Source organism: Rhodococcus antarcticus (assembly GCF_026153295.1).
Taxonomy (GTDB): Bacteria; Actinomycetota; Actinomycetes; order Mycobacteriales; family Mycobacteriaceae; genus Rhodococcus_D; species Rhodococcus_D antarcticus.
On sequence record NZ_CP110615.1, the window covers coordinates 2652945 to 2678931 of the forward strand.

A 25987-nucleotide genomic window follows, 5' to 3' on the forward strand; every position below is an offset into this window, starting at 1 on the left:
GCTTACCTCGTTCTGGCGAGCCTGCGCGGACAGTCGTGGAGGACCTGTGCTCACCAGCTGGCGCGACGAGCTCGTGGCCCTGCTGCAGGAGTGGACGCTCGCGGCCGAGCGGATGACGGCCGGGCAGGAGGCCGTCGACGGCGGGGCGACCGGCGGAGGCCGGTACTCCCCACCCGAGGACACCGGCGAGGCGCTCGACCCGACTGCGGCCTCGCTGACGCCGACCATCGGCGTCGGCCCGGGCAGTTCACCCCGCCGGGGTGGACCGGTTCAGGATCGCGGACCGGCGGCCCGCCGAGCCGCCGCTGTTCCCGCTCGACGACCTCGACCCCAACCGCAGCGGTGGCCACCTCTGCGTGCAGGCGTGCGCCGACGACCCCCGGGTGGCCGTGCACGCCATCCGCGACCTCGCCCGCATCGGCACCGGGGTGGTCAGCGTGCGGTGGTCCGAGCGCGGGTTCGGCCGCACCTCGTCGACCTCCACCGCGCAGGTGACGCCCCGCGCCATGGTCGGCGTCAAGGACGGGACGGCGAACCTCGAGGCCGAGGACCCCGCCGCACTGGACACCCACCTCTGGGTGCAGCCCGACGACGGCGCGGCCTGGATGGCGAATGGTCAGTACCTGGTTTCTCGGCGCATCCGGATGCACGTCGCGAGCTGGGACCGCACCCCGCTCGGCGAGCAGGAGCAGGTCATCGGCCGCACGAAGCCGGTCGGCGCCCTGCTGGGCCAGGTGGCCGGTGGACCCGGTGGATCTTGGGCTCGTGAGGCTCGTGAGGCTCGTGAGGCTCGTGAGGCTCGTGAGGCTCGTGAGGCTCGTGAGGCTCGTGGGGCTCTGCCTGCCTGCCCGCCCGGCCTGTCCGACGGCGACTGGTGGGGCTCGACCCTGTTCACCTGAGCCCTCCGCTCCTCGTTCGCGCTCCCTCCCCGGCGTTGTGCGCGCACAACGTCGTTCCCGTGCCGTTCTTGGCGCGTTGTGCGCGCACAACGCGCCAGTCGGCGCTTCCACAGCCTGTGGACAACTCCGGTTCGGCCGCCGTCGCCGCGCACGGGACGCCGGAGACTCCCGACCATGCCGCGCCGCGCCCCGTTGCCCGCCCTGCCCGAGCTGTTCGTCGGTTCGGCCGCCACCGCGGTAGGGGACCTCACCCCCGGCCAGCTGCGAGGCCCCCGACTGCGACGAGTGGTGCACGACGTCTACGCGCCGAGCTCGTTGACCATCACGCACGAGGTGCGGTGTCGGGCGGTCGCGATGGTCAGTGACTCCAGCACCGTCATCACCGGACGCTCGGCGGCGACCGTGCACGGCGTCGACCTCGCCCGTGCCGGCGATCCGGTCGAGCTGCTGAGCACCGACAGGTCACGGCGGCTTCGACGCCCCGGGCTGCAGGTCCGCGCGACCATCCACCCCGTCGAGTCCGTGCCGTGGCGGGGTGTGCGCCTGGCGACTCCCCGGCAGGCGGCGCTCGACATCGCGAGGCGCGGCGACGTGCCGTGGTCGGTGGGCGAGGTCGACCGGATGGTGCGGGCCGGACTGCTGTCGCGCACCGTGCTCCAGTCGTACCTGCTCGGCCGCCACGACCACGGGATCGGCGCCGCCCGCGAGGTCGTCGAGCTGCTCGACCCGCGCAGCGAGTCCGTCCCCGAGTCCGTGGTCCGCGTGCTCCTCGCGCAGGAGGGGCTGAACCCGGTCCCCCAGCACGTGGTCCGCGACGTGCGAGGGGTCGTCGGAGCGGTGGACCTGGCGTTCCCCGACCAGAAGGTGGTCGTCGAGTACGACGGGAAGTGGCACGGCTCACCCTTCCGTGTCGGCCGGGACCGCGAACGGCTGCAGCGCCTCGAGGCGGCCGGCTGGGTGGTGGTGTTCGTGACCGCCGAGGACCTCGGGCGCCCCGATCAGATCTGCGGACGGGTCCGTGCCGCGCTCGCCCGCCGCTGAAACCGCGTTGTGCGTGCACAACGTCGCAAGATCGCCCGCCGAACGACGTTGTGCACGCACAACGCTGGGAGGGAAGGGGCTGGGAGGGAAGGGGCTGGGAGGGGCCGGGAGGGGGGACCGACGTGGCGTCAGCCGGGCCAGTGGGTGGACCACTCCACGCCCGTGAGCCGGGACGGGTCCAGCCCGGCGCCCCGGGCCGACTGCTCGGCCACCCGGACGTCGGCCGCGAAGGCCAGGGCCGCCTCGCGCAACGTGTCCTCGGCGTCCCCGTCGAGGCCCCGCAGCGGTCCCGGCACGAGCTCGTCCGGCAGGCCTGCCCTGCCCGCACGGGAGACGAGCTTCGCGGCCAGCGCCAGGGCCGGCTGCGCCAGGGCCACCCCGTCGACCGCCGAGGCCCGCTTCTTCTCCACCGCCTTGAGCTCGTCCCACCGCAGCTCCTGCGCGACCGCGCCCGCCACCACCTCGGACCCGGCGAACACGTGCGGGTGGCGGTGCACCAGCTTCGCCACGAGCCCGGTGGCCACGTCGTCGACCGTGAAGTCCTCGGCGACGCGCGCGTGGAACAGCACCTGGAGCAGCACGTCACCCAGCTCCTCCACGACGTCCTCGCGCACCCCCGAGGCGAGTGCGTCCAGCAGCTCGTAGCACTCCTCCACGAGGTAGCGGCGCAGGCTCTCGTGGGTCTGCTCCGCGTCCCACGGGCAGCCGCCGGGCGAGCGGAGCCGGTCCATCACCGCCACGGCGTCGAGCAGGGCGATCCCGGGGGGCGGGGACGCCGCCACCACGTCCTCACCGGCCGCGGTGCGGCGCAGCACCTCCGGGTGCGCGGCGTCCGAGCTCACCAGCACCCCACCGGTGGCCACCACCTCCAGGCCCAGTCCCTCCACCGCCACGTCCGCCGTGACCTGCACCGGCCCTCTCAGCAGCGCCAGCGCCGCCACCGGCACCACCCCGGGCCAGCGCGGGTCGAGCAGCACAACCGTCACCGGCGGCTCAGCCCGCGGGGGCGACGACCACCGAGGCGGTGACGTCGGTGTCCCCGATGACCCGCCCGGCGGTGGGGTCCCACACGCCGTAGCGCGGGTTGATGGTGATCTGCGGGGCACCGGCCAGCTCGGGCAGCAGGGTGAGCCCCAGGCTGAGCGTCTGACCGATCGAGGCCTGGGCTGCGGACACGGCGCCGGACGTGGTGGGTGCCGCCGCGTCGGTGGACCGGGAGACGATGCGGGCGGCGTACCACTGCGGGGCCTTCGACTGCTGGCTGCTGAGCTCGAAGGCCACCGCGCCGCCCTGCGCGGTCCCGAACACCGGGGTGGCCGCCAGGGTGGCCGCCTCGCCCGGGGTGAGCGCGAGGTCCCGCTGGCCCTGCTGACCGGCGGAGACGGCCTTGGCCACCACACCCGTGGCCGCCTCGTCTCCGGTCGCCATCTGCTCGGCCTTGGCCTGGGCGTCGGCGCGGTCGGTGGCCTGCACCAGGTCGACGGTGACGGCCAGGCTGTCCCACGCCTGCTTGCCCAGCTGCGCGAGCACGAGCTGGTCGTGGACCAGGGAGCCCAGCGTGTCCGGGGTCAGGTAGGCCTGCGCGGGCTGGGTCAGCAGCGTCGGGGCGTCGAGCCCAGCGAGCTGGGAGGACACCGCACCCTCGTCGACCTGGAAGCCGGTGCGGGCCACCGCGGTGTCCACCAGGCGGTGGAGCACGTCCTGGCTGAGCACCTGCTGGGTGATGGCGGGAACCTGGGTGCGGACGTCGGTGGTCGTCGGGGTGGCCGCAGCGGTGCCGGAGGCGGCCGTCGGGGCCGCGCCGTCACCGGAGCGGTAGGCCAGGACGTCGTCGACCTGCCCCTGCAGCTCGTCGACCGTGACGCGCGCGTCACCGACGTACGCGGCCGTGCCGGGCTGGGTGTCACCGCAGGCGGCGGTGAGCAGGGCCACCGCGGCCACCAGGGCGCCGGCACGGACTCGTCGGGCTGCACGGTGTCTCACGTCTCACACCTTCTCATGCACCCGCGCGGTCACGGCGGAGACGTCCACGCTGCCCTTCGGCGTACCGGCGAGCTGGAGCAGCAGGTCGGCGACGAACTGCAGCAGGTCCACGTCACGCAGCCGGCCGGAACCGATGCCTCCGCCGCCCGCCCGCGGCAGCGGCAGCGCCACCACCTTGGACGTCGGTTTCCACTGCGCACCCGGGTGCAGCCGCTTGAGCCGCAGCTGCTGGGAGTCGAGCAGGTCCAGCGGGCCGACCTTGAGCTGCGTGCCCGCGGTGGTGACCTCGGTGACCCCGTGCTCCCGGCACAGCAGCCGCAGCCGGGCCACGGCCATGAGGTTGTCCACCGGCTCGGGCGGCGCTCCGTAGCGGTCGACCAGCTCGGCGAGGACCGCGGAGAGTCCCTCGACGTCCGTCGCGGCCGCGGTCTTGCGGTAGGCCTCCAGCCGCAGCCGGTCGCTGGTGACGTAGTCGGGGGGGATGTGCGCGTCCACCGGCAGGTCCACCCGCACCTCCTTGACCTCCTCCTGCAGCGGCACGCCCCGGCCGTCGGCGATGGCCCGGAACGCCTCCACCGCCTCGCCGACCAGACGGATGTAGAGGTCGAAGCCGACCCCGGCCACGTGACCGGACTGCTCGGCGCCGAGCACGTTGCCCGCGCCCCGGATCTCCAGGTCCTTCATGGCCACGGCCATGCCGGCGCCCAGGTCGGAGTTCGCCGCGATGGTGGAGAGCCGGTCGTAGGCGGTCTCGGTGAGCGGCTTCTCCGGCGGGTAGAGGAAGTAGGCGTAGCCGCGCTCCCGGCTGCGCCCGACGCGCCCGCGCAGCTGGTGGAGCTGGCTCAGGCCCAGGGAGTCCGCCCGCTCGATGAGCAGCGTGTTGGCGTTGGAGATGTCCAGGCCGGTCTCGATGATCGTGGTGCACACGAGCACGTCGAACTCGCGCTCCCAGAAGCCCTGCACCGTCTTCTCCAGCAGCTCCTCGTGCATCTGCCCGTGGGCCACGGCCACCCGCGCCTCGGGCACGAGCTCGCGGATCTTGGCCGCGGCCCGGTCGATGCTGGAGACCCGGTTGTGCACGTAGAACACCTGGCCGTCGCGCAACAGCTCGCGGCGCAGGGCCGCAGCCACCTGCTTGTCGTCGTAGGCGCCGACGTAGGTCAGGATCGGGTGGCGCTCCTCGGGCGGGGTGAGGATCGTCGACATCTCCCGGATGCCCGCCAGGCTCATCTCCAGCGTCCGCGGGATGGGGGTGGCGCTCATGGTGAGCACGTCCACCGCGGTGCGCATCGCCTTGATGTGCTCCTTGTGCTCCACGCCGAAGCGCTGCTCCTCGTCCACCACCACCAGGCCGAGGTCCTTCCAGCGCACGCCGGTCTGCAGCAGGCGGTGGGTGCCGATGACGATGTCGACGGTGCCGTCGGCCAGGCCCTCCATGACGCCGGCGACCTCCGACGGGTCGGTGAAGCGGCTCAGGCCCTTGATGACGACGGGGAAGCCGGACATGCGCTCGGTGAAGGTCTGCAGGTGCTGCTGGCTCAGCAGCGTCGTCGGCGCGAGCACCGCCACCTGCTTGCCGTCCTGCACGGCCTTGAACGCCGCGCGCACCGCGATCTCGGTCTTGCCGTAGCCCACGTCGCCGCAGATCACGCGGTCCATCGGGACGGCCTTCTCCATGTCGGCCTTGACGTCGTTGATGGCGGTGAGCTGGTCGACGGTCTCGGTGAACGGGAACGCGTCCTCGAGCTCGCGCTGCCAGGGGCTGTCCGGGGCGAAGGCGTGCCCGGGGGCGGCCTGGCGCGCCGCGTAGAGCTGCACGAGCTCCCCGGCGATCTCGCGAACGGCCTTGCGCGCCTTGCGCTTGGTGTTCTGCCAGTCCGATCCCCCGAGCTTGCTCAGCGAGGGCATCTCGCCGCCGACGTAGCGGGAGAGCTGGTCCAGGCTCTCCATGGGCACGAACAGCCGGTCACCGGGGTGGCCGCGCTTGCCGGCCGCGTACTCGATGACGAGGTACTCCCGCCGGGCCCCGCCCACGGTGCGCTCGACCATCTCCACGAACTTGCCGATGCCGTGCTGGTCGTGGACCACCATGTCCCCGGCGGTCAGGGCCAGCGGGTCCACCTGGTTGCGGCGCTTGGCGGGCAGCCGGCGACCGTCGGCCGTGGACGCCGCGCGGTTGCCGGTCAGGTCGGTCTCGGTGATGACCACGAGGCGTGCGCCGGGTGCCACGAGCCCGTCGACGAGGCAGCCCTGCAGCACGGTGACGCGGCCGGCGGCCGGACGCGCCCCGGGCTCGCCGTGCACCGCGGGCACCTCGGCCTCGGCCATCCGCTCCAGCACCCGGGTGGCGGTGCCGGCGCCGGCCACGACGACCACGGCGGTGCCTCCGCCCGCGGCATGGGCGCGCAGGGACGCGAAGGTCGCGGCCACCTCGTCCTCGGCGCCCCGGGCGGAGGTGACGGCGGTGAGGTCGAGGCTGAGCACACCCTCCTCGCGCCCGCGGCCGGAGACCAGCGGGCTCAGCGACCACCACGGGACACCCGCGGCCTCGGTGGCGCTGCGCACCTGGCTCAGGCTCCGGTAGGCCGAGGCCCCGAGGTTCAGTCCCTTCGGGTCCAGCGGGGCCGCCCCGCCCACCGACGCGGCCGTCCAGCTCGCCTCCAGGAACTCCTGGCCGGTGCGCACCAGGTCGGTGGCGCGGGTGCGCACCTTCTCCGGGTCGCAGACCAGCACGTGCGCGCCGGCGGGCAGCACCTCGGAGAGCAGCTGCAGCTCCCCGCCCCGCAGCACGGGCAGCAGGGCCTCCATGCCCTCCACGGGGATGCCCGAGGCGAGCTTGTCCAGCATCTCCACCAGTGCGGCGTCCTCGCGGTGCGCCTCGGCCAGGGTGGCGGCCTTCTCCCGCACGTCGGCGGTGAGCAGCAGCTCGCGACAGCCGGGTGCGATGAGCTCGTCGGTGCTGAGCTCGGCGATGGAGCGCTGGTCGCCCACCGAGAACGGTCGCAGCTCGCTGACCTCGTCGCCCCACAGCTCCACCCGCACGGGGTGGTCGGCCGTCGGGGGGAAGACGTCGAGGATGCCGCCGCGGACCGCGAACTCCCCGCGCTTGCCCACCATGTCCACGCGCGCGTAGGCCAGCTCCACGAGCCGCTCGACGAGCTCGTCCAGCGGCTGCTCGGTGCCCACGCGCAGCCGCACGGGCTCGACGTCGCCCAGGCCCGGGGCCATCGGCTGCACCAGGGAGCGGACGGTGGTGACGACGACGCGCAGCTCGCCCTGCAGGTCGGGGTGGGCCAGGCGGCGCAGCACCTCCAGCCGGCGCCCGACCGTGTCCGCCCGGGGGCTGAGCCGCTCGTGGGGCAGCGTCTCCCAGGACGGGAAGACCGCCACCCGGTCCGCGCCGAGCATCTCCGCGGCAGCCGCCCCCAGGTCGTCGGCCTCCCGGCCGGTGGCGGTGACGACCAGGACCGGGGCCGTGGCGGCGAGGGCGGCCACGACGAAGGGACGCGAGGACGTCGGGCCCTCGATCTCCAGGTGGGCGGCACCGGCGGCCTCGACCACGGCCTGCAGGGCGGGATCTGCGACGGCCGCGAGGAGGAGGCCGGCGAGGGCAGGAGCGGGGGTGGTCACGAGGGGCTCCAGACAGGGGTGAGCGGGCACGCAGACAGACCGCTGCCCGGGACAACGGGTGCGGCCGTGGGCGTCATCCTAGGTCGGGCTCCCGACGCTCGCGCGGGCGTGCGGGCCCACCCGAGGAGCGAGGAGGACCCGTGGGCGTCCGGTCCCGCACCGTGCCCCTGGCCGTGGCCGTGGTGGTGCTGCTCACCGGGCTGGGCGTGCACGCCCTCGCCGTGCCCGGCGCCGACAAGCTCGGCGACGGGCTCTACGCCGCGCTCGTGGTGGCGCTGGTGTGGCTGCCGCGGCCCCCTCCGCGCCGGCGTGGGTCTCGCCGGCATGGGCCTCGCTTGGTGCTGGGGCGTGGAGCTGCTGCAGCCGCTGGACCTGCTCGACCCCCACGCCGTGGGGGTCGCGGTCACGGTCACCGCCGTGGTGGCCGCGCGCCGGTGAGCGAGGTCCGGTGGACCCTCCCGAATCGGACGGTGGTCCCACACCGGACGAGGCATGCTCGGTCGATGCGACGAGCACGACGAGCCACTCCCCTGCTGGCCGCGGCCCTGGCCCTGGCCGCGTGCAGCAGCAGCCCGTCCGCCCGGGGTGCCAGCGACGTCCCCACCGTCAGCGCGGCCACCTCGGGCGCCACCTCCGGCACCGCGGCCCCCGCGCTGGACGTGCAGACGGTGGTCGGCGGCCTGCAGAACCCGTGGGACCTCGGCTTCCTCCCCGACGGCGGCGTGCTCGTGACGGAGCGCCCCGGCCGGGTGCAGCTGCTCCGCGACGGAGCGGCCACCCAGGTGTCGATGGACCTCGGCGACGTCTTCGCCCGGGGCGAGAGCGGGCTGATGGGCCTGCTGGTGCACCCCGACTTCGCGACCACCCGCCAGTTCTCCACCTGCCAGTCGCACACCGAGGGTGGGCAGCCGGTGGACGTGCGGGTGGTCACCTGGACCCTCGCGGCCGACGGGACCACGGCCACCGGCCCCACCCCGCTGCTCACCGGGCTGCCGCTGAACCCCTCCGGGCGGCACTCCGGCTGCCGCATCGGCCTGGACCCCGCCGGCAACCTCATGGTGTCCACCGGCGACACCGCGGACCCCTCGGCGCCCCAGGACCTCAGCAGCCTGGGCGGCAAGACGCTGCGCGCGGACCTCGCCACGGGCGCACCCCTGCCCGGCGCCCCGTTCCCGCAGTCGCCGTACGTCTGGAGCTACGGCCACCGCAACCTGCAGGGCATCGCCGTGCGGCCGGGCACCGACCAGGTGTTCACCGCCGAGCACGGCCCCGACGTGGACGACGAGGTGAACCTCGACGTCGCCGGGGGCAACTACGGCTGGGACCCGGGCCAGGGCGGCACCGTCACCAGCTACGACGAGAGCGTTCCGATGACCGACACCACGCGCTTCCCCGACGCCGTGCCCGCGGTGTGGAGCTCGGGCGACCCCACGGTGGCGGTGTCCGGCGCGGGCTTCGTCAGCGGTCCGCAGTGGGGTGCGCTGGACGGGTCCTTCGTGGTGGCCGCGCTCAAGGGCCAGCAGCTCCTCGCGATGCAGCTCGACACGGCCGGGGCGCTGACCGGCGTGGTGGTGCCCCCCGAGCTCGACGGCACCCACGGGCGGCTGCGCTCGGTGCACCAGGGGCCGGACGGCGCGCTGTGGCTCACCACGGACAACGGTGACGACGACGCCGTGCTGCGGGTGGTTCCGCGGACCTGACCCCGGGCACGGCCACTCGTTGGGCGACGACCGCTGCACGCTCGCCCGGATCACCTGGAACCTGGCCGTGGCGACGGGCCCGGAGCGGGTGAGCCCGGACGCGCGTGCGGCCGGGACTCCCGTGGTGGGCGCCCCCGGTCGTCGTCACGGCTCGTCGTCCCGCGGGCGCCGGGCGGGGTGGAGGGCCGCCGGCGCTCAGCGACCGTGGGGTCGCAGCAGGCGCGGGGCGGGGTCGAGGTTCGACAGGCCGTTCCAGCACAGGTTCACCAGGTGTGCGGCCACCTCCTCCTTGGCGGGCTGGCGCTCGTCGAGCCACCACTGCGCGGTCAGGGCGACCATGCCGACCAGGGACTGGGCGTAGAGGTTGGCGAACAGGCTGTCGAACCCGCGCGCGGTGAACTCCTCCGCCATGATGTGCTCGACCTGGTTGGCGGCCTCGTTGAGCAGGCTGGAGAACGTGCCCGAGCTGGTGGCCACCGGGGAGTCCCGCACCAGGATCCTGAACCCGTCGGTGGAGTCCTCGACGTAGGTGAGCAGCGCGACGGCGACCTGCTCGAGCCGGATGCGCGGGTGCCCGGCCGACAGGGCGGAGGTGATGCGGTGCAGCAGCTCGTGCATCTCCCGGTCCACGACGACGGCGTAGAGACCCTCCTTGCCGCCGAAGTGCTCGTAGACCGCCGGCTTGCTCACCGCGGCCCGGACCGCGATCTCCTCGATGGAGGTGGCCTCGAAACCCTTCTCGGCGAACAGCGCCCGGCCGACGTCGATGAGCTGCTCGCGGCGCTGGGTGCCCGTCATCCGGGTTCGGACGGGCAGGCGGGCAGGTCTCTCGGTCATGCAGTCCCCCCTGGAGCCCGGTCGCACCCGAGCCTAGCCACGTCCACGGCGCACCCGCCGGGCACCCGCCGGGCGCGCGTCGTGGCAGGATCGTCGGCGCGCGATCCGCCGTGGTGTAAGGGCAGCACCTCGGTCTTTGGTTCCGATGGTCCAGGTTCGAATCCTGGCGGCGGAGCGCCACGTGGTCACCGCGGCGGAGCGCCACGTGGTCACCGCGGCGGAGCGCCACGTGGTCACCGCGGCGGAGCCCGGCGGCGGAGTGCTGCGGGTCGGTCGGGTGGCGTCCGCGGGCGCCGTAGGATCACGTACTGCCCCACGCCCAGCCCCACGACGCCGCCCGAGGGAGATGCGTGTCCCCGCAGCCACCGCCCGGCTCCGCTCCCACCGCCGTCATCGTCCTCGCGGCCGGCGCCGGCACCCGGATGCGCTCGGCCACCCCCAAGGTCCTGCACGGACTGGGCGGGCGGACGCTGCTGGCCCACGCGCTGCACGCCGCGACCAGCACGGGTGCGCACCACGTCGTCGTCGTCCTCGGTCACGCGCGCACGCTCGTGGCGGCCGAGGTGGAGAGCTCCGCGGCGGCACTGGGCGTCCGGCTCACCGTGGCCGTCCAGGTGGAGCAGCGCGGTACCGGGGACGCGGTGGCCGCCGGGCTCGCGGCGCTGCCCGCGGACGCGGTGGGCACGGTGCTGGTGACCTCGGGCGACGTCCCCCTGCTGGGCGCGGCGACCCTGGCCGGCCTGCACGCCGAGCACGCTGCGCGCGGGTCGGGGGTGACGGTGCTCACCACCGTGCTGACGGACCCCACCGGCTACGGGCGCGTGCTCCGGTCGCCGGACGGCTCGGTGGACGCCATCGTCGAGCACGCCGACGCGGACGCCCAGCAGCGGGCTGTCCCGGAGGTCAACTCCGGGGTGTACGCCTTTGACCTGGACGTGCTCCGCGTCGCGCTCGGCCAGCTGGACACCGACAACGCGCAGGGCGAGCTCTACCTGCCGGACGTGCTCGGGCTCGCCCGCCGTGCGGGACACGGGGTGGGGGCCCTCGCGGTGGCCGACTCCTGGCTGGTGGCCGGGGTCAACGACAGGGTGCAGCTCGCCGAGCTCGGGGCCGAGCTCAACCGTCGGGTGCTCGAGCGCTGGATGCGGGCCGGGGTCACCGTGGTCGACCCGGCCACCACCTGGGTGGACGTGGACGTGGAGCTCGCGCCGGACGTGGAGCTGCTGCCCGGGGTGCAGCTGCACGGGCGCACCACCGTCGCCACCGGTGCCCGCGTGGGCCCGGACACCACGCTCACCGACGTCCGGGTGGGCGCCGGGGCCGTGGTCGTGCGCACCCACGGTGCCCAGGCCGTGGTCGGGCAGGGCGCGGTGGTGGGGCCCTTCGCCTACCTGCGGCCGGGCACCGACCTCGCGGCCGACGTCAAGATCGGCACGTTCGTGGAGACCAAGAACGCGCGCATCGGCGCCGGGTCCAAGGTTCCGCACCTGACCTACGTCGGTGACGCCACCATCGGTGAGCACTCCAACATCGGGGCCTCGAGCGTGTTCGTGAACTACGACGGGGTGCGCAAGAACCGCACCGAGATCGGTTCCCACGTCCGCACCGGCTCGGACACCATGTTCATCGCCCCCGTCCGCATCGGTGACGGCGCCTACACCGGTGCCGGGACCGTCGTCCGTCACGACGTCCCCCCGGGTGCGCTGGCCGTCTCCGGCGGTGCCCAGCGCACCATCGAGGGCTGGGTGGCCGCCAAGCGCCCCGGCACGCCCGCCGCCGAGGCGGCTGCGGCCGCGCAGGAGTCCGCTCGCCCAGACCTCCCCGACCCCGCTGACGACGAGAAGAACGGTGACGCCCTGTGAGCTCCATGTCCGCGACCCCGAAGAAGAAGCTCATGCTCTTCGCCGGTCGGGCGCACCCCGAGCTGGCCACCGAGGTCGCGGAGCAGCTCGGCGTCTCCATCACCCCGCAGTCGGCCCGCGACTTCGCCAACGGTGAGATCTTCGTGCGGTTCGAGGAGTCGGTGCGCGGCTGCGACGCCTTCGTGCTGCAGAGCCACACCGCACCGATCAACACCTGGATCATGGAGCAGCTGATCATGGTGGACGCGCTGAAGCGGGCCTCCGCCAAGCGGATCACGGTGATCATGCCGTTCTACCCCTACGCCCGGCAGGACAAGAAGCACATGGGCCGCGAGCCCATCTCCGCCCGGCTCATCGCGGACATGTTCAAGACCGCGGGTGCGGACCGGATCATGACCGTCGACCTGCACACCGCCCAGATCCAGGGCTTCTTCGACGGTCCGGTGGACCACCTGCTGGCCCACAACCAGCTCTGCGAGCACGTGAGCCGCAAGTACGGGACCGACAACGTCACCGTGGTCTCCCCCGACTCCGGGCGCGTGCGGGTCGCGGAGAAGTGGGCCGACACCCTGGGCGGCGCGCCGATCGCGTTCGTGCACAAGACCCGCGACCCCCGCGTGCCCAACCAGGTGAAGAGCAACCGGGTGGTCGGCGACGTGGCGGGCCGCACCTGCATCCTGATCGACGACATGATCGACACCGGCGGGACCATCGCGGGTGCGGTGCAGGTGCTGCGGGACGCGGGAGCGACGGACGTGGTCATCGCGGCCACCCACGGCGTGCTCTCCGACCCCGCCCCCCAGCGCCTGGCCGAGTCCGGAGCCCGCGAGGTGGTGCTCACCAACACCCTGCCCATCCCGCAGGAGAAGCGCTTCCCGACCCTGACCGTGCTCTCCATCGCCCCGCTCCTGGCCCAGGCCATCCGCGCGGTGTTCGAGGACGACTCGGTGACCAGCCTGTTCAACGGCAGCGCGTAGCGACCGGGTCGTCCTCGACCGGGTGGACCGGTGCTGCAGCACCGCGGTACGATCCACCAGTTGTCTCGGCGAGGGTGATCCGCGGTCTCACGGCCGCGGGTCGTCGTGATCGACGTGGCCGCGGTAGAGCTCGTGCCGCGCCGTGTCCGCTCCGGCGCCCCCGCTCCCGCTCCGGGACCCTGATCGCACCCGCACCTGCGCCACCCACGTCTGAGGAGATCCCCCGTGCCCGGCACCAACACCGCTGTCCGCCTCGCTGCCACGCAGCGCACCGAGTTCGGCAAGGGCGCTGCCCGCCGCACCCGTCGTGACGGCAACGTCCCCGCCGTGCTCTACGGCCACGGCACCGACCCGGTCCACCTGTCCCTGCCGTCGCTGGACTTCGCCCGCGTGCTGCGCGACAACGGCACCAACGCGGTCGTGACGATCGCCGTCGGCAGCGACGAGCACCTGGCGCTGGTCAAGACCGTCGTCGTGCACCCCATCCGCAACTACATCGAGCACTGCGACCTGCTGGTCATCCGTCGCGGCGAGAAGGTCACCGTCGAGATCAACGTGGTGCTCGTCGGCGAGGCCGCCCCGGGCACGCTGGTGACGCAGGAGTCCAACACGCTCGAGGTCGAGGCCGACGTGATGAGCATCCCCGACGAGCTCGAGGTGTCCGTCGAGGGCGCCACCGTGGGCACGCAGATCCTCGCCGGCGAGGTCACCCTGCCCGACGGTGCGACCCTGGGCTCCGACCCGGAGTCCCTGGTGGTCAACGTGGTCGCGGCCCCCACCGCCGAGGACCTCGAGGCCGAGCTCGACACCGAGGGTGCCGGCGTCGTCCAGGAGCCCTCCGACGCGGAGGTCGCCGAGGCGCAGACCGAGGCCATCGCCGACGGCGGGGACACGTCCTCCGACGACTGACCCACCCCTCACGTCCACCGGCGGCGCACCACCCCACGCGGGCGGTGCGCCGCTCGTGCGTGGGGACGACCCGGCCGCGCTCCGCGCTGCCCGCACCAACCCGGCCGCGCTCCGCGCTGCCCGCACCAACCCGGCCGCGCTCCGCGCTGCCCGCACCGACGAGAGCAGGAGCACCCCGTGGACGCGTCAGAGCAACCCGGTTCCGGCACCGGCGTGGTGGTCGGCCTGGGCAACCCGGGGCCGGCCTACGAGCGCACCCGGCACAACGTGGGCTTCGCCGTGGCCGACGAGCTGGCTCGGCGGGTGCAGGCCCGGTTCGGGGTGCACAAGCGCAGCGGGGCCGACGTGGCCGAGGGGCGCCTGGCCGGGCGCAAGGTGGTGCTGGCCAAGCCCCGGTCCTTCATGAACGTCTCCGGAGGACCCGTAGCCGGGGTGGTGCAGTTCTTCTCCGTCACCGTGGACGACCTGCTCGTGGTGCACGACGACCTCGACCTCGACCTGGGCCTGGTGCGGCTCAAGCGGGGCGGGGGCGAGGGCGGGCACAACGGGTTGCGGTCGATCACGAAGTCGCTGGGGAGCAAGGAGTACCTGCGGGTGCGGGTGGGCATCGGGCGCCCGCCGGGACGGATGGACCCGGCCGACTTCGTTCTCAAGCCGTTCACGAGGGCGGAGGCCGTCGAGGTGGACATCGTGGTGCAGGAGGCCGCGGACGCGGTGGAGCTGCTGCTGGCGCGCAGCCTCGTCGACGCCCAGAACCAGGTCCACCCCCGGCCGTAGCGGCGGCCGATCCGCGCGGGGGCGATCCGCGCGGGGGCCGGCGTCCCGCCCCCCGCGGTCAGGCCTCGGTGGGCTCGGCGACCAGGTCGGCGGAGGACGAGCGACGCAGCTTGCCCGACGGGGTCTTGGGCAGGGTCCCCGGCGCGAGCACGCTCACGGTGCGCGGCCGCACGCCCACGGCGCTGACCACGGCGGCCGTCACCTCCTTGCGGATCCGCGCGACCTCGACCGGGTCCCCGGCCCTGGCGCTCTCCAGGGCCACGCCGAAGGTCTCCCGGCGGTCGCCGGCCTCGATGCGCACGGCCACCACGTTGCCCGCCCGCACCCCGTCGACCTCGCCGGCCGCCCGCTCGATGTCGGTGGGGTAGATGTTGCGCCCGCCCATGATGATGACGTCCTTGACCCGCCCGCACACCACCACGTGGCCCGCCTCGGTGAGGTAGCCCTCGTCCCCGGTGTCCAGCCAGCCCTCGGCGTCCTGGGTGGCCAGCGGGCCGTCCACGGTGATGTAGCCGGGGGTGGCCGGGGCTCCGCGCAGCTGGATGACGCCGACGCCGCGGACGTCCAGCACCGTCCCCTCTCCGTCGACCACACGGGCCTCGAGCCCGTGCAGCAGCGGGCCCAGGGTCGGGAAGGCACGGGCGCGGGCGGCGTCGGCGGGGACGACCACGGCGCGGCGGTCCTTCTCGAGGGCGTCAGCGTCGATGTGGTCCACGGTGAGTCCCGCACCCAGCTCGGCGAACGAGACGGCCAGCGTGACCTCGGCCATGCCGTAGGCGCAGACCACGCACCCGGGGTCGAGCCCGAAGCGTGCGCCCGCGTCGGTGAAGGCGGCCACCGCCACGGGGTCGATGGGCTCGGCGCCGTTGAGCGCGAAGCGCAGCGTCGACAGGTCGAGCGAGCCCTCCTCCGCCCGCGCGAGCCGCTTGCCGGCCACGGCGTAGGCGAAGTTCGGTGCCGCGGTCAGGGTGCCGCCGTAACGGCTGACGAGCTCCATCCACAGCAGCGGGCTGGCGAGGAAGTCCAGCGGCGTCACCGTCACCAGCTCGATTCCCAGCGTCATGGGCAGGGTGAGGAAGCCGACCATCCCCATGTCGTGGAACAGCGGCAACCAGCTGACGGCCACGTCGCTCACCGGGTCGAGCGCCCCGGCCAGTCGCATGCCCTCGATGTTCGCGCCCAGGTTGGCGTGGGTGATGCGCACGGCCTTGGGGTGCCCGGTGGATCCGGAGGTGAGCTGCAGCAGAGCCGTCTCCGCCTCGCCCACCTCGAGCGGCTCGGTGTCCGCGCCGTCGTCGAGCTCCGCCATCTCCAGCACCGTGACGCCGTTCTCCACGAGCACCGGCTTCACCGGCTCGAACGGGGAGCCCAGCAGCACCACCTTGGCCTCGACCATCCCGAGCACCGTCATCGTCTCGTGCGCCCACACGCCGAGATCGGTGCGCGGGGTGGGCTGGTGCAGCATGGTGACGCTGGCACCCCGCATCCAGGCGCCCTGGATGGCCGGCGCGATGTCCACGGGGCTGCCCGCGAGCACCGTCACCGCGTCGCCGGGGCCGATCCCGGCCGCGGCGAGCGAGCCGGCGATCCGCCGGGCGTGTGCGTGCACCTCCGCCCAGGTGTGCCGCACCGGGGTGCCGGGCTCACCGGTCACCATCCCCTTGGTGGACGTCGCGGCGGTGCGGTACAGGTTCTGGGTGAATGTGCTCACGAACGAGCACCCTATGCGGTGGGGTGGCCGGACCTGCGGCGGTATCTTGGGCGTTCGCCCCCGCCGGTAGATGGACACAGGAGAGGATCGCGGTGACCCAGCCGTCCGTCACGACCGACCGAGCCACCGCCCCCGTGCGCGCCGAGGTGGCCCGGCGGCGCACGTTCGCCGTGATCAGCCACCCCGACGCGGGCAAGTCGACGCTCACCGAGGCGCTCGCGCTGCACGCGCGCGTCATCAACGAGGCCGGAGCCATCCACGGCAAGGCCGGGCGCAAGTCCACCGTCAGCGACTGGATGGAGATGGAGAAGGCCCGCGGGATCTCCGTCAGCTCCACCGCGCTGCAGTTCGCCTACCACTCGGGTGCGTCCGTGGACGGCCGCCCCGGGATCGACGCCGTGGTCAACCTCGTCGACACCCCGGGTCACTCCGACTTCTCCGAGGACACCTACCGGGTCCTCACCGCGGTGGACGCCGCGGTCATGCTCATCGACGCCGCCAAGGGCCTCGAGCCGCAGACGCTGAAGCTGTTCCAGGTGTGCCGCCACCGCGGCATCCCGGTCATCACCGTCGTCAACAAGTGGGACCGGCCGGGGCAGGCGCCGCTGGAGCTCATGGACGAGATCTCCACCCGCATCGGCCTTGAGCCCACGCCCGTCTACTGGCCGGTGGGCATCGCCGGGGACTTCCGCGGGCTGCTCGACCGCCGCACCGGGGACTACGTGCGCTTCACCCGCACCGCGGGCGGCTCGACCATCGCCCCCCAGGAGCACCTCAGCGCCGCCCGGGCCGCCGAGCGCGAGGGCGACGCCTGGACCACCGCCGTCGAGGAGAGCGAGCTGCTCAGCGCGACCGGCGCCGACCACGACGAGGAGCTGTTCCTGGCCGGGCAGACCTCCCCGGTGCTCTTCGGCTCCGCGGTGCTGAACTTCGGGGTCAGCCAGCTGCTGGACCTGCTGATCGACCTCGCGCCCCCGCCGCGGGCCCGGTTGGACGTCGACGAGCAGCCGCGCGAGGTGACCGACCCGTTCAGCGCCGTGGTGTTCAAGGTGCAGGCCGGGCTCGACTCCGCCCACCGCGACCGTCTCGCCTACATGCGGGTGGTCAGCGGGGTCTTCGAGCGCGGCATGGTCGTGACGAACGCGGCCACCGGCAAGCCGTTCACCACCAAGTACGCGCAGTCGGTGTTCGGCCGCGACCGCTCCACCGTGGACACCGCCTACCCCGGCGACGTGGTGGGTCTGGTCAACGCCCTGTCGCTCACCGTCGGCGACACGCTGTACTCCGACAAGCCCGTGCAGTTCCCGCCCATCCCCCAGTTCGCGCCGGAGCACTTCCGGGTGCTGCGCGGCTCGGTGGGCGGCAAGGCCAAGCAGTTCCGCCGCGCGGTGGAGCAGATGGACTCCGAGGGCGTGGTGCAGGTGCTGCGCAACGAGGTCCGCGGCGAGTCCGCCCCCGTGCTGGCCGCCGTGGGGCCCATGCAGTTCGAGGTGGTGGCCGCCAGGATGAAGAGCGAGTTCGACGTGGACGCGCAGATGGAGCCGCTGCCCTACGCGCTGGCCCGCCGCACCGACGCCGAGTCGGCGGCCGAGCTCGACCGGCAGCGCGGCATCGAGGTGTTCACCCGCGGCGACGGCGTGCTGCTGGCGCTGGTCAGCGACCGCTGGCGGCTGCAGTACATCCAGAAGGAGTTGCCGAGGCTCACCCTCGAGCCCCTGGTCGCCGCCGCCGACTAGGGCGGCCCGGCCCCCCCGACCACGTGGTTCCACGTGGCCACCGGCGCGGCCCGAGAGGGTCCACAAGGTTCCACGTGGCCACCGGCGCGGCCCGGTCCGGCGGCCGGCAGCCGAGGCAGACCGGGCGGGGGTCAAGAGGCGGCTTCGAACAGCTCCAACCACCGGTGCTCGGCTGCCTCCTTGTCCGACTGCACCGCCTTGAGCTCCTGGCCCAGGGTCTGCAGCCTCGACGGGTCGGTCGCGGCCTCGCCCAGCGCGGTGTGCAGCGACTTCTCCCGCTCGTCCAGCTTGGCGATGGCGCGCTCCACCTTGCTCAGCTCCTTGCGGGCCGCGCGCTGCTCCGCCGCACTGGTGGGCGCGGAGGTCAGCGAGCCCGAGCCGGATCCGGCGGGGCTGTCGGCGAGGTCCACGGCCCTGCGCTCCAGGTACTCCTCGATGCCGCGGGGCAGGTTGGTCAGCTTCCCGTCGCCGAACAGCGCCCACACGGAGTCGGTCACCCGCTCGATGAGGTACCGGTCGTGGCTGATGACCACGAGCGTGCCGGGCCAGGAGTCGAGCAGGTCCTCCAGCTGCTGGAGCGTGTCGATGTCCAGGTCGTTGGTCGGCTCGTCGAGCAGCAGCACGTTGGGCTCGGCCATCAGCACGCGCGTCAGCTGCAGCCGGCGCCGCTCGCCGCCGGAGAGGTCGCGCACGGGGGTCCGCTGCCGGGCCGGGGCGAACCCGAGCCGCTCGGCGAGCTGGCCGGCGGAGAGCTCGCGGTCGCCCAGGGTGACCACGCGGGCCACCTCCTCGACGGCCTCCAGCACGGTCATGCCGGGCTTGAGGTCGTCGAGCTCCTGGCGCAGCCAGCCCAGCCGCACCGTGAGGCCCTCGATGCGCGTGCCCCGGCTGGCCTCACGCTCGCCGGCCAGGGTGCGCAGCAGCGTCGTCTTGCCGGAGCCGTTGACCCCGACGAGGCCCACCCGCTCCCCCGGACCGAGGCGCCAGGTCAGGTCGGTGACGAGGTCGCGGCCGTCCGGGGTGGACAGCTCCACGTCCTCCAGCTCGAGGACCACCTTGCCCAGGCGTCGCGCGGCGAACGAGGCCAGGGCGACGGTGTCGCGCGGGGGCGGCACGTCGGCGATCAGGGCCTCGGCGCTCTCGATGCGGTACTTGGGCTTGGACGTGCGCGCCGGCGGTCCGCGCCGCAGCCAGGCGAGCTCCTTGCGGGCGAGGTTGCGCCGGCGCATCTCGGCCGCGTCGGTCTGGCGGCCGCGCTCGGCCCGGGCGAAGACCCAGTCGGCGTAGCCGCCCTCGTAGCTGTCGACCTGGCCGTTGTGGACCTCCCACGTGCGGGTGGCCACCGTGTCGAGGAACCACCGGTCGTGGGTGACGACGACCAGGGCGCTGCGCCGGGCCACGAGGTGCTCCGCGAGCCACTGCACACCCTCGACGTCCAGGTGGTTGGTGGGCTCGTCCAGCACCACGAGATCGAGGTCCTGGACCAGGGCCGCCGCCAGGGCCACCCGTCGGCGCTCGCCCCCGGAGAGGTCGTCCACCCGGGCGTCCAGGCCCAGGGCGTCGACCCCGATGCCGTGCAGCACGCTGCGGATGCGCGGGTCACCGGCCCACTCGTGCTCGGCCACCCCGAGCGGGGCCAGGACGACCTCGCCGACGGTGGATCCCGGCGGCAGCACGCCGCGCTGGGTGACCACGGCCATCCGCAGCCCGCCCGTGCGGCTGACCCGGCCGGCGTCGGCGGGCTCCACGCCCGCGAGCACCTCGAGCAGCGTGGTCTTGCCACCACCGTTGAGGCCGACGACGCCGATGCGCTCGCCGGACTCCACGCCGAGGGACACCCCGTCCAGCAGCGGCTTCACCCCGAAGGACTTGCTGACGTCCTCGAGGTTGATGAGGTTCACGGGCAGGGCCATCAGCTGGTCGTCTCCACTCCGCCGGGGACCACGCGGGCCCCGGGTGTCGGTCCGCTGGCCACCCGGACGGTGCGGCACACCCCGGCGCCCGCGAGCTCGGCGCCCACGCGCACGGCGGCGTCGGCGTCGGCGCACAGGAAGGCGCAGGTGGGTCCCGAGCCGGAGACGATCCCGGCCAGGGCCCCGGCGGTGGTGCCGGCCCGAAGGGTGCGGCGCAGCGCGGGCCGCAGCGAGAGCGCCGCAGCCTGCAGGTCGTTGGCGAGCAGGGGCGCCAGGGCGATGGGATCGCCCGCGGTGAGGGCGTGCATGAGGGGCTGGACGTCGCCCACCCGCGGTGGGTCGCCGCCGGCGCGCAGGCGGTCGAGCTCGCCGTACACCGCGGGGGTGCTCAGCCCCTCCGGGGCGAGGGCGAGGACCCAGTGGAAGGTGTTGCGGGCCAGCACGGGCAGCAGCTGCTCGCCACGGCCGGTGCCCATGGCGGTTCCCCCGTGCAGCGCGAATGGCACGTCGCTGCCGAGCCTCGCCGCCAGCACGCCGAGCTCGTCGCGGCTCAGCTCCAGGCGCCACAGCGCGCAGAGGGCGACGAGGGTGGCCGCGGCGTCGGCCGATCCACCGGCCATCCCCCCGGCCACGGGGATGCCCTTGGCCAGGCTGATGGCTACGGCGGCCTCGCGACCGGTCTCGGCGGCGAGCAGCTCGGCGGCCTGCCAGACGAGGTTGCGGTGGTCGAGCGGCACGCTGGAGGCACCCTCGCCCCGCACCGTGACGGCCAGGGTGTCGGCCGGGGCGACCACCACGTCGTCGGTGAGCGACAGGGCCTGGAAGACGGTGACCAGCTCGTGGAAGCCGTCGGGCCGCACGTCGCCCACGGCCAGGTGCAGGTTCACCTTCGCGGGAGCCCGCACGGTGACGGGAGGCGGGACGACGGCGAGCACGGGATCCAAGACTAGTCGCGCACGGACGACGGCTCGACCGCCGTGCGGTCGACGGCCGCCAGCGCCACGAACGAGCTCACCCCGAGCTGCTCACCCCGGGTGCCCGGGTCGATCCCCGCCGCCCGCAGCCGGCGCTCGGCCTCCACGGGCGAGCCGGCCCACGTGGCGAGCGCGGCGCGCAGGGTCTTGCGGCGCTGGGCGAAGGCGGCGTCGACGACGGCGAAGACCGCACGCCGGGTGGCCTCGTCGGTCGGCCACGGCGCTGCGGCGTGCCGGTCGAGACGGACGAGGCCGGAGTCCACCCCCGGCACCGGCCAGAACACCCCGCGGCCCACCGAGCCCGCCCGGCGGACGGTGCCGTGGAAGGCCGCCTTCACGCTGGGCACCCCGTACGTCCGTGAGCCGGGCGGCGCGGCGAGCCGGTCCGCCACCTCGGCCTGCACCATGACCAGCGCGGTGCGCAGCGAGGGCAGCTCGGCGAACAGGGTCAGCAGGACCGGCACCGCGACGTTGTAGGGCAGGTTCGCCACCAGCGCCGTGGGGGCGGCGGGCAGGTCGGCCGCACGGACCTGCAGGGCGTCGCGCTCGAGCACGGTGAGCTTGTGCGCGAGGTCCGGCGCCCGCTCGGCGACGGTCCGGGGCAGCCGTCCGGCGAGCACCGGATCGATCTCGACCGCCACGACCGACCGGGCCGGTCCGAGCAGCGCCAGGGTCAGCGAACCCAGCCCCGGGCCGACCTCGAGCACCACGTCGTCGGACCCCACCCCGGCGGAGGTCACGATCCGCCGCACGGTGTTGGCGTCGTGCACGAAGTTCTGGCCGAGCGTCTTGGTGGGACGAACCCCCAGCTCGGTGGCCAGGGTGCGCACCTCCACCGGACCGAGCAGGGCGGCCGGGGCGGGCTGCCGGGCCGGCCCGTTGGCCTGGACCGGCTCCGGAACCTCGTTCAGCGCAGACCCACCGTGCGGGAGCAGGAGGGCCACGGGGACCAGCCGCGCGCGGCCTGCACCCGGCTGGCGATGTCGATCTGCTGCTCGCGGGTGGCCTGGTTCGGCAGCGGGGCGTACGCACCGCCGCCGTTGCTGAGCCACGTGCCCTGGTCGAACTGCACGCCCCCGTAGAAGCCGTTGCCGGTGTTGATGGCCCAGTTCCCGCCGGACTCGCACTGGGCCAGCCTGTCGAAGTCGCTGGCGTTGGCCACGGACGGAGCGGCCGCGCCGGTGTTGCTCGTCCCGGCGGCGGCCGGGGCGGCGGCCGGGGCGGCTGCGGGGGCCGGCTTGGTGCCGACCTTGGTGACGGCGGGCTGCGGGGGCGTGGTGACCGTGACGGCGAGCTGCTCACGGCCGCTCTCGACACCGTTGGTGGTGGTCACCCGGTAGGTCACGGTCTGCGCCCCGGCCACGCCCGGGGTCTGCACGGCCGTCTCGCCCCGGGCGAGGGTCGGGTCGTCGACCTTCTGCTCCGGCGGGGCGATGGGCTGCTCCTCGGCGACGTCGGCGGTACGGATGCGGGTGATGCTCAGCCGCATCATCGCCGTGACCGGGGTGGCGGCGTCGGCGCTGGCGGTGTCGGACTGCGCGAGGGCGAGGCCGCGGTCGGCGAGCAGGTCGCCCACGGTCGCGGCCGGGGTCCGCACGCCGGTGATGGTGCCACCGTCGTTGATGCTGACGAAGCGGAGGTTCTGCACCTCCAGGGCCATGCCGTCCAGGGGGAGCCGCTGCGAGCGGGACGCGGAGACGGTGGAGTCGTTGCCGTCCAGGTCGAGCTGGTGCATCGCCTCCTCGACGGTCAGCGCGGTGGTCCACACCTGGCGCTGCTGGCCGTCCACGGTCAGCGTGAGCGGGCGCGCCCGACGCAGGACGATCGTGTCGCCGTCGGAGATCGGCGCGCCGGCCGAGGGGGCCAGGGTGTCGTGCTGGCCCACGCTCAGCCCGGCCGCGCCCAGCGCACCCGTCACGTCCGACGACATGGTGCTCAGCGCCACGGACTCGCCGTCGACCTCCACCGTCACCTGCTTCTCCATCGCGATCGCGGTGCCAGCTCCGGCGACCAGGGTCACCAGGAGAGCGACGATCGTGGCCCTGAGGACCGTTCCCCTCGAGAGGTGGGCGCCGACGGAGGTGGCGCGGGACAGCAGCAGACGAGAACGGGTCACGGGGGTCCTGGCTCTGGCAGTGCCCGGGCAGGGGACGGAGCGTCGCTGTCACCGCGCGGGGGCGCGGGCAGGGTTCAGCGCAGAGGCGCGGAACCACGAGATGACGCACCCGGGACTTCCCCATCCCGGCTGACGGATCACGGCACGGTAACGGCCGGGCGTCCGTGGAGGCAAGCGGCGGCACCCACCGCGAGAGCCTGGTCACCGTCCGCACCCCTCGCCCGACCGGGACGTCAGAGGCCGTAGACCCGCTCCGCGGTGGCCGTCGTTGCGGCCGCGAGCTCGGCCGGGTCCTGCCCGCGGAGCACGGCGAGGGCCCGAGCGGTCAGTGGCAGCAGGTAGGACTCGTTGGGCCGCCCCCGGTGCGGGTGCGGGGTGAGGAACGGCGCGTCGGTCTCCACCAGGAGCTGCTCGAGGGGCACCTGCAGCGCAGCCTCCTGCAGGTCACGGGCGTTGCGGAAGCTCACGGTGCCCGAGAAGCTCAGCACGTAGCCGGCGTCGACGCACTCGCGGGCCATGGCGGCGTCGCCGGAGAAGCAGTGGAACACCACCGTCTCCGGCGGGCCCTCCTCGCGCAGCACCCGGAGCACGTCGGCGTGGGCGTCGCGGTCGTGGATCATCACCGGCTTCCCCACCCGCTTGGCGAGGTCGAGGTGCCACCGGAAGGCCGCCTCCTGCGTGCCGACGTCCGCGCAGCCCTCGAGCCTGCCGGGCCAGTGGTGGTCCAGGCCGGTCTCCCCCACCGCGACCGTGCGCGGGTGGCGGGCCAGGGCCTCGAGCTCGGTGCGGGCCGCCTCGTCCAGGGTGTTCGCCCGGGTGGGGTGCAGCGCGGTGGCGGCCCACACCCTGGGGTCCGCCTCGGCCGCCGTGACCACCCAGCGCGCGCTCGCGAGGTCGTCGGCCACCGTGACCACCCGGCCGACGCCGACGGCCGCGGCCCGGTCCACGATCGCTCTCACCGAGGCGGCGTCCACGGCACCGCACGCGTCGAGGTGGGTGTGCGCGTCGACGAGCGGTCCCAGCGGCTCGGGGGCCGGCGGTGGTGCGCCCCGGTCGCTCACGCGTCGCTCCCGCTCACGCGTCCGCGGCGGTGATCGGCGCCCAGCTCGGGCCGGTCTCGCCCAGGGACGGCTCGAGCTTGGGGAACAGCGGGGTGGGCTTGTGCAGCACCGTCCCGGCCGCGATCGGGGTGCGACCCCAGCGGGCCTGCTCCGCCGCGTAGTCACCGGTGATGATCGGGTAGCTCTTGCCGCGCGCCGGCAGGCCCACCCCGGTCAGCAGGTCGGTGAGCGGGCTCGTGAGGTCGTCGGTGACCTCGCGGACCTCGGGCTGCGCGGCCCAGGTCCCGGTGCCGCCGAGGACGGTGTGCACCTGCTGGGCGGCGTGCGGCAGGAACGGGGTGAGCAGCGCGTTGGCGTCGCTGACCACCTGGAGCGCCGTGTGCAGGACGGTCGCCTGGCGGTCGACGTCGGTCTTGGCGAGCTTCCACGGTTCGGTGTCGGACAGGTAGCGGTTGGCCAGGGTCACCACGCGCATCGCCTCGCCGGCGGCCTGCTTGAAGCGGCTGCGCTGCAGGTGCGCCCCGACGGTGTCGAAGGCGGCCTCCGCGGCGCGCAGCAGCTCGACGTCGACGGCCTCCAGGGTGCCCGGCGTGGGGATCACACCGAAGCCCTTGTGCGCCATGGCTACCGAGCGGTTGACCAGGTTGCCCCACTCGTTGGCCAGCTCGAAGTTCGTGCGCCGGACGAACTCCTCCCAGGTGAAGTCCGTGTCCTGGCTCTCCGGGCCTGCGACCGCGATGAAGTACCGCAGCGCGTCGGCGCCGTACTCGCGGAGGAAGTCCCCGACGTAGATGACGGTGCCCCGGCTGGTGGAGAACTTCGCCCCGCTCATGGTGAGGAACTCGCTGCTGACCACCTCGGTCGGCAGGTTCAGCACACCCAGCAGGCCGGGCGTCCCGCCGTGCACGCCGGACCCGTTGTGCCCCAGGAGCTCGGCCGGCCAGATCTGAGCGTGGAAGGTGATGTTGTCCTTGCCCATGAAGTAGTAGCTCAGCGCCTGCGGGTCGCACCACCACTCGCGCCACGCCTCCGGATCGCCGGAGCGGTGCGCCCACTCGATGCTCGCGGACAGGTACCCGATGACGGCGTCGAACCAGACGTAGAGCTTCTTGTCCGGGCGGTCGGCCCACCCCTCGAGCGGGATGGGCACACCCCAGTCGATGTCCCGGCTCATCGCGCGCGGACGCAGGTCCGCGATGAGGTTGAGGCTGAACTTGAGCACGTTGGGCCGCCAGTCGGTGCGGCCCCTCAGCCAGTCGCCCAGGGCGTCGGCCAGCGCGGGCAGGTCGAGGAAGAAGTGCTCGGTCTCCACGAACACTGGGGTCTCACCGTTGATCTTGCTGCGGGGACGGATGAGGTCGGCCGGGTCGAGCTGGTTGCCGCAGTTGTCGCACTGGTCGCCGCGCGCGGGGTCGTAGCCGCAGATGGGGCAGGTCCCCTCGACGTAGCGGTCGGGCAGGGTGCGGCCGGTCGAGGGGCTGATCGCGCCGGTGGTGGTCCTCGGGACCAGGTAGCCGTTGCGGTGCAGCGCGCGGAACAGCTCCTGCACCACCGCGTAGTGGTTGCGGGTGGTGGTGCGCGTGAACAGGTCGTAGCTGAGCCCGAGTGACGCGAGGTCGTCGACGATGACGCGGTTGTAGCGGTCGGCCAGCTCGGAGACACCCACTCCCTCCTTGTCCGCCTGGACCAGGAGGGGCGTGCCGTGCTCGTCGGTGCCGCTGACCATGAGCACCCGGTTCCCGGCCATCCGCTGGTAGCGGGAGAACACGTCGGAGGGGACACCGAAGCCGGAGACGTGGCCGATGTGACGGGGGCCGTTGGCGTACGGCCAGGCGACGGCGGTGAGCACGGAGGACATGCA

General features: G+C 73.9%; 18 protein-coding genes, 1 tRNA gene and 1 pseudogene. 9 read left to right on the forward strand and 11 right to left on the reverse strand.

Annotated elements, in window-relative coordinates:
* Positions 1-61: 61 nt before the first annotated feature.
* A pseudogene (locus RHODO2019_RS12950) lies at positions 62-734 on the forward strand (Dyp-type peroxidase); the annotation flags it as partial.
* Positions 735-1073: 339 nt separating this feature from the next.
* Positions 1074-1940 (forward strand): endonuclease domain-containing protein, encoded by an 867-nt coding sequence (locus RHODO2019_RS12955; protein WP_265382180.1) that lies wholly within the window; start codon positions 1074-1076, stop codon positions 1938-1940.
* A 128-nt stretch (positions 1941-2068) separates the two neighbouring features.
* Here RHODO2019_RS12955 and RHODO2019_RS12960 read toward each other — a convergent pair whose 3' ends face one another.
* From RHODO2019_RS12960 to mfd, 3 genes are read right to left on the reverse strand one after another with little or no spacing between them, the layout of a single operon-like run.
* Positions 2069-2926 (reverse strand): nucleoside triphosphate pyrophosphohydrolase, encoded by an 858-nt coding sequence (locus RHODO2019_RS12960; protein ID WP_265382181.1) that lies wholly within the window; start codon positions 2924-2926, stop codon positions 2069-2071.
* Between the two features lie 7 nt (positions 2927-2933).
* Positions 2934-3923, reverse strand: a complete 990-nt coding sequence (locus tag RHODO2019_RS12965; protein ID WP_265382182.1) for a hypothetical protein — start codon at positions 3921-3923, stop codon at positions 2934-2936.
* A gap of 3 nt (positions 3924-3926) precedes the next feature.
* Positions 3927-7553 (reverse strand): transcription-repair coupling factor, encoded by a 3627-nt coding sequence (gene mfd, locus RHODO2019_RS12970; protein ID WP_265382183.1) that lies wholly within the window; start codon positions 7551-7553, stop codon positions 3927-3929.
* A gap of 503 nt (positions 7554-8056) precedes the next feature.
* Between mfd and RHODO2019_RS12975 the strand changes: the two genes are divergently transcribed.
* Positions 8057-9253, forward strand: a complete 1197-nt coding sequence (locus RHODO2019_RS12975) for a PQQ-dependent sugar dehydrogenase (RefSeq protein WP_265382184.1) — start codon at positions 8057-8059, stop codon at positions 9251-9253.
* A 195-nt stretch (positions 9254-9448) separates the two neighbouring features.
* Here RHODO2019_RS12975 and RHODO2019_RS12980 read toward each other — a convergent pair whose 3' ends face one another.
* The gene (locus RHODO2019_RS12980; RefSeq protein WP_265382185.1) at positions 9449-10090 is read right to left on the reverse strand and encodes a TetR/AcrR family transcriptional regulator; all 642 of its coding nucleotides are present in this window, start codon (positions 10088-10090) and stop codon (positions 9449-9451) included.
* Between the two features lie 104 nt (positions 10091-10194).
* Between RHODO2019_RS12980 and RHODO2019_RS12985 the strand changes: the two genes are divergently transcribed.
* From RHODO2019_RS12985 to pth, 5 genes are all read left to right on the forward strand, one after another.
* Positions 10195-10265: transfer RNA gene (locus RHODO2019_RS12985), tRNA-Gln, on the forward strand.
* Between the two features lie 247 nt (positions 10266-10512).
* Positions 10513-11952 (forward strand): bifunctional UDP-N-acetylglucosamine diphosphorylase/glucosamine-1-phosphate N-acetyltransferase GlmU, encoded by a 1440-nt coding sequence (glmU, locus tag RHODO2019_RS12990; protein WP_265384767.1) that lies wholly within the window; start codon positions 10513-10515, stop codon positions 11950-11952.
* Between the two features lie 5 nt (positions 11953-11957).
* Positions 11958-12929 carry a ribose-phosphate diphosphokinase gene (locus RHODO2019_RS12995; RefSeq protein WP_265384768.1) on the forward strand — a complete coding sequence of 324 codons (972 nt, stop codon included), beginning with the start codon at positions 11958-11960 and terminating at the stop codon, positions 12927-12929.
* Between the two features lie 225 nt (positions 12930-13154).
* A complete protein-coding gene (locus RHODO2019_RS13000; RefSeq protein ID WP_265382186.1) occupies positions 13155-13838 on the forward strand; it encodes a 50S ribosomal protein L25/general stress protein Ctc in 684 nt (227 codons plus the stop codon).
* 177 nt (positions 13839-14015) lie between these two features.
* On the forward strand, positions 14016-14615 hold the full coding sequence (pth, locus tag RHODO2019_RS13005) for an aminoacyl-tRNA hydrolase (protein ID WP_265382187.1): 600 nt from the start codon (positions 14016-14018) through the stop codon (positions 14613-14615).
* Positions 14616-14673: 58 nt separating this feature from the next.
* On the opposite strand, the gene RHODO2019_RS13010 is transcribed toward pth, so the two are convergent.
* Positions 14674-16326 carry a fatty acyl-AMP ligase gene (locus tag RHODO2019_RS13010; protein WP_265382188.1) on the reverse strand — a complete coding sequence of 551 codons (1653 nt, stop codon included), beginning with the start codon at positions 16324-16326 and terminating at the stop codon, positions 14674-14676.
* On the opposite strand from RHODO2019_RS13010, the gene RHODO2019_RS13015 reads away from it, so the two are divergent.
* Positions 16317-18062, forward strand: coding sequence for a peptide chain release factor 3 (locus tag RHODO2019_RS13015; protein ID WP_435532119.1), 1746 nt, complete (start codon positions 16317-16319; stop codon positions 18060-18062). The genes RHODO2019_RS13010 and RHODO2019_RS13015 overlap by 10 nt on opposite strands.
* Positions 18063-18193: 131 nt before the next feature.
* On the opposite strand, the gene RHODO2019_RS13020 is transcribed toward RHODO2019_RS13015, so the two are convergent.
* The 6 genes from RHODO2019_RS13020 to metG form a co-directional block, all read right to left on the reverse strand.
* Positions 18194-19975 (reverse strand): ABC-F family ATP-binding cassette domain-containing protein, encoded by a 1782-nt coding sequence (locus tag RHODO2019_RS13020; protein WP_265382190.1) that lies wholly within the window; start codon positions 19973-19975, stop codon positions 18194-18196.
* A complete protein-coding gene (locus RHODO2019_RS13025) occupies positions 19975-20910 on the reverse strand; it encodes a 4-(cytidine 5'-diphospho)-2-C-methyl-D-erythritol kinase (RefSeq protein WP_265382191.1) in 936 nt (311 codons plus the stop codon). The genes RHODO2019_RS13020 and RHODO2019_RS13025 overlap by 1 nt, the downstream gene beginning before the upstream one ends.
* Positions 20911-20921: 11 nt before the next feature.
* Entirely contained in the window at positions 20922-21860 is a 939-nt protein-coding gene (gene rsmA, locus RHODO2019_RS13030) for a 16S rRNA (adenine(1518)-N(6)/adenine(1519)-N(6))-dimethyltransferase RsmA (protein WP_265384769.1), read from the reverse strand.
* The gene (locus tag RHODO2019_RS13035) at positions 21857-23065 is read right to left on the reverse strand and encodes a resuscitation-promoting factor (protein ID WP_435532120.1); all 1209 of its coding nucleotides are present in this window, start codon (positions 23063-23065) and stop codon (positions 21857-21859) included. Before RHODO2019_RS13035 ends, rsmA begins: the two co-directional genes overlap by 4 nt.
* A gap of 233 nt (positions 23066-23298) precedes the next feature.
* Positions 23299-24126 carry a TatD family hydrolase gene (locus RHODO2019_RS13040; protein WP_265382192.1) on the reverse strand — a complete coding sequence of 276 codons (828 nt, stop codon included), beginning with the start codon at positions 24124-24126 and terminating at the stop codon, positions 23299-23301.
* 13 nt (positions 24127-24139) lie between these two features.
* Positions 24140-25984 (reverse strand): methionine--tRNA ligase, encoded by a 1845-nt coding sequence (gene metG, locus RHODO2019_RS13045; RefSeq protein WP_265382193.1) that lies wholly within the window; start codon positions 25982-25984, stop codon positions 24140-24142.
* Positions 25985-25987 lie beyond the last annotated feature (3 nt).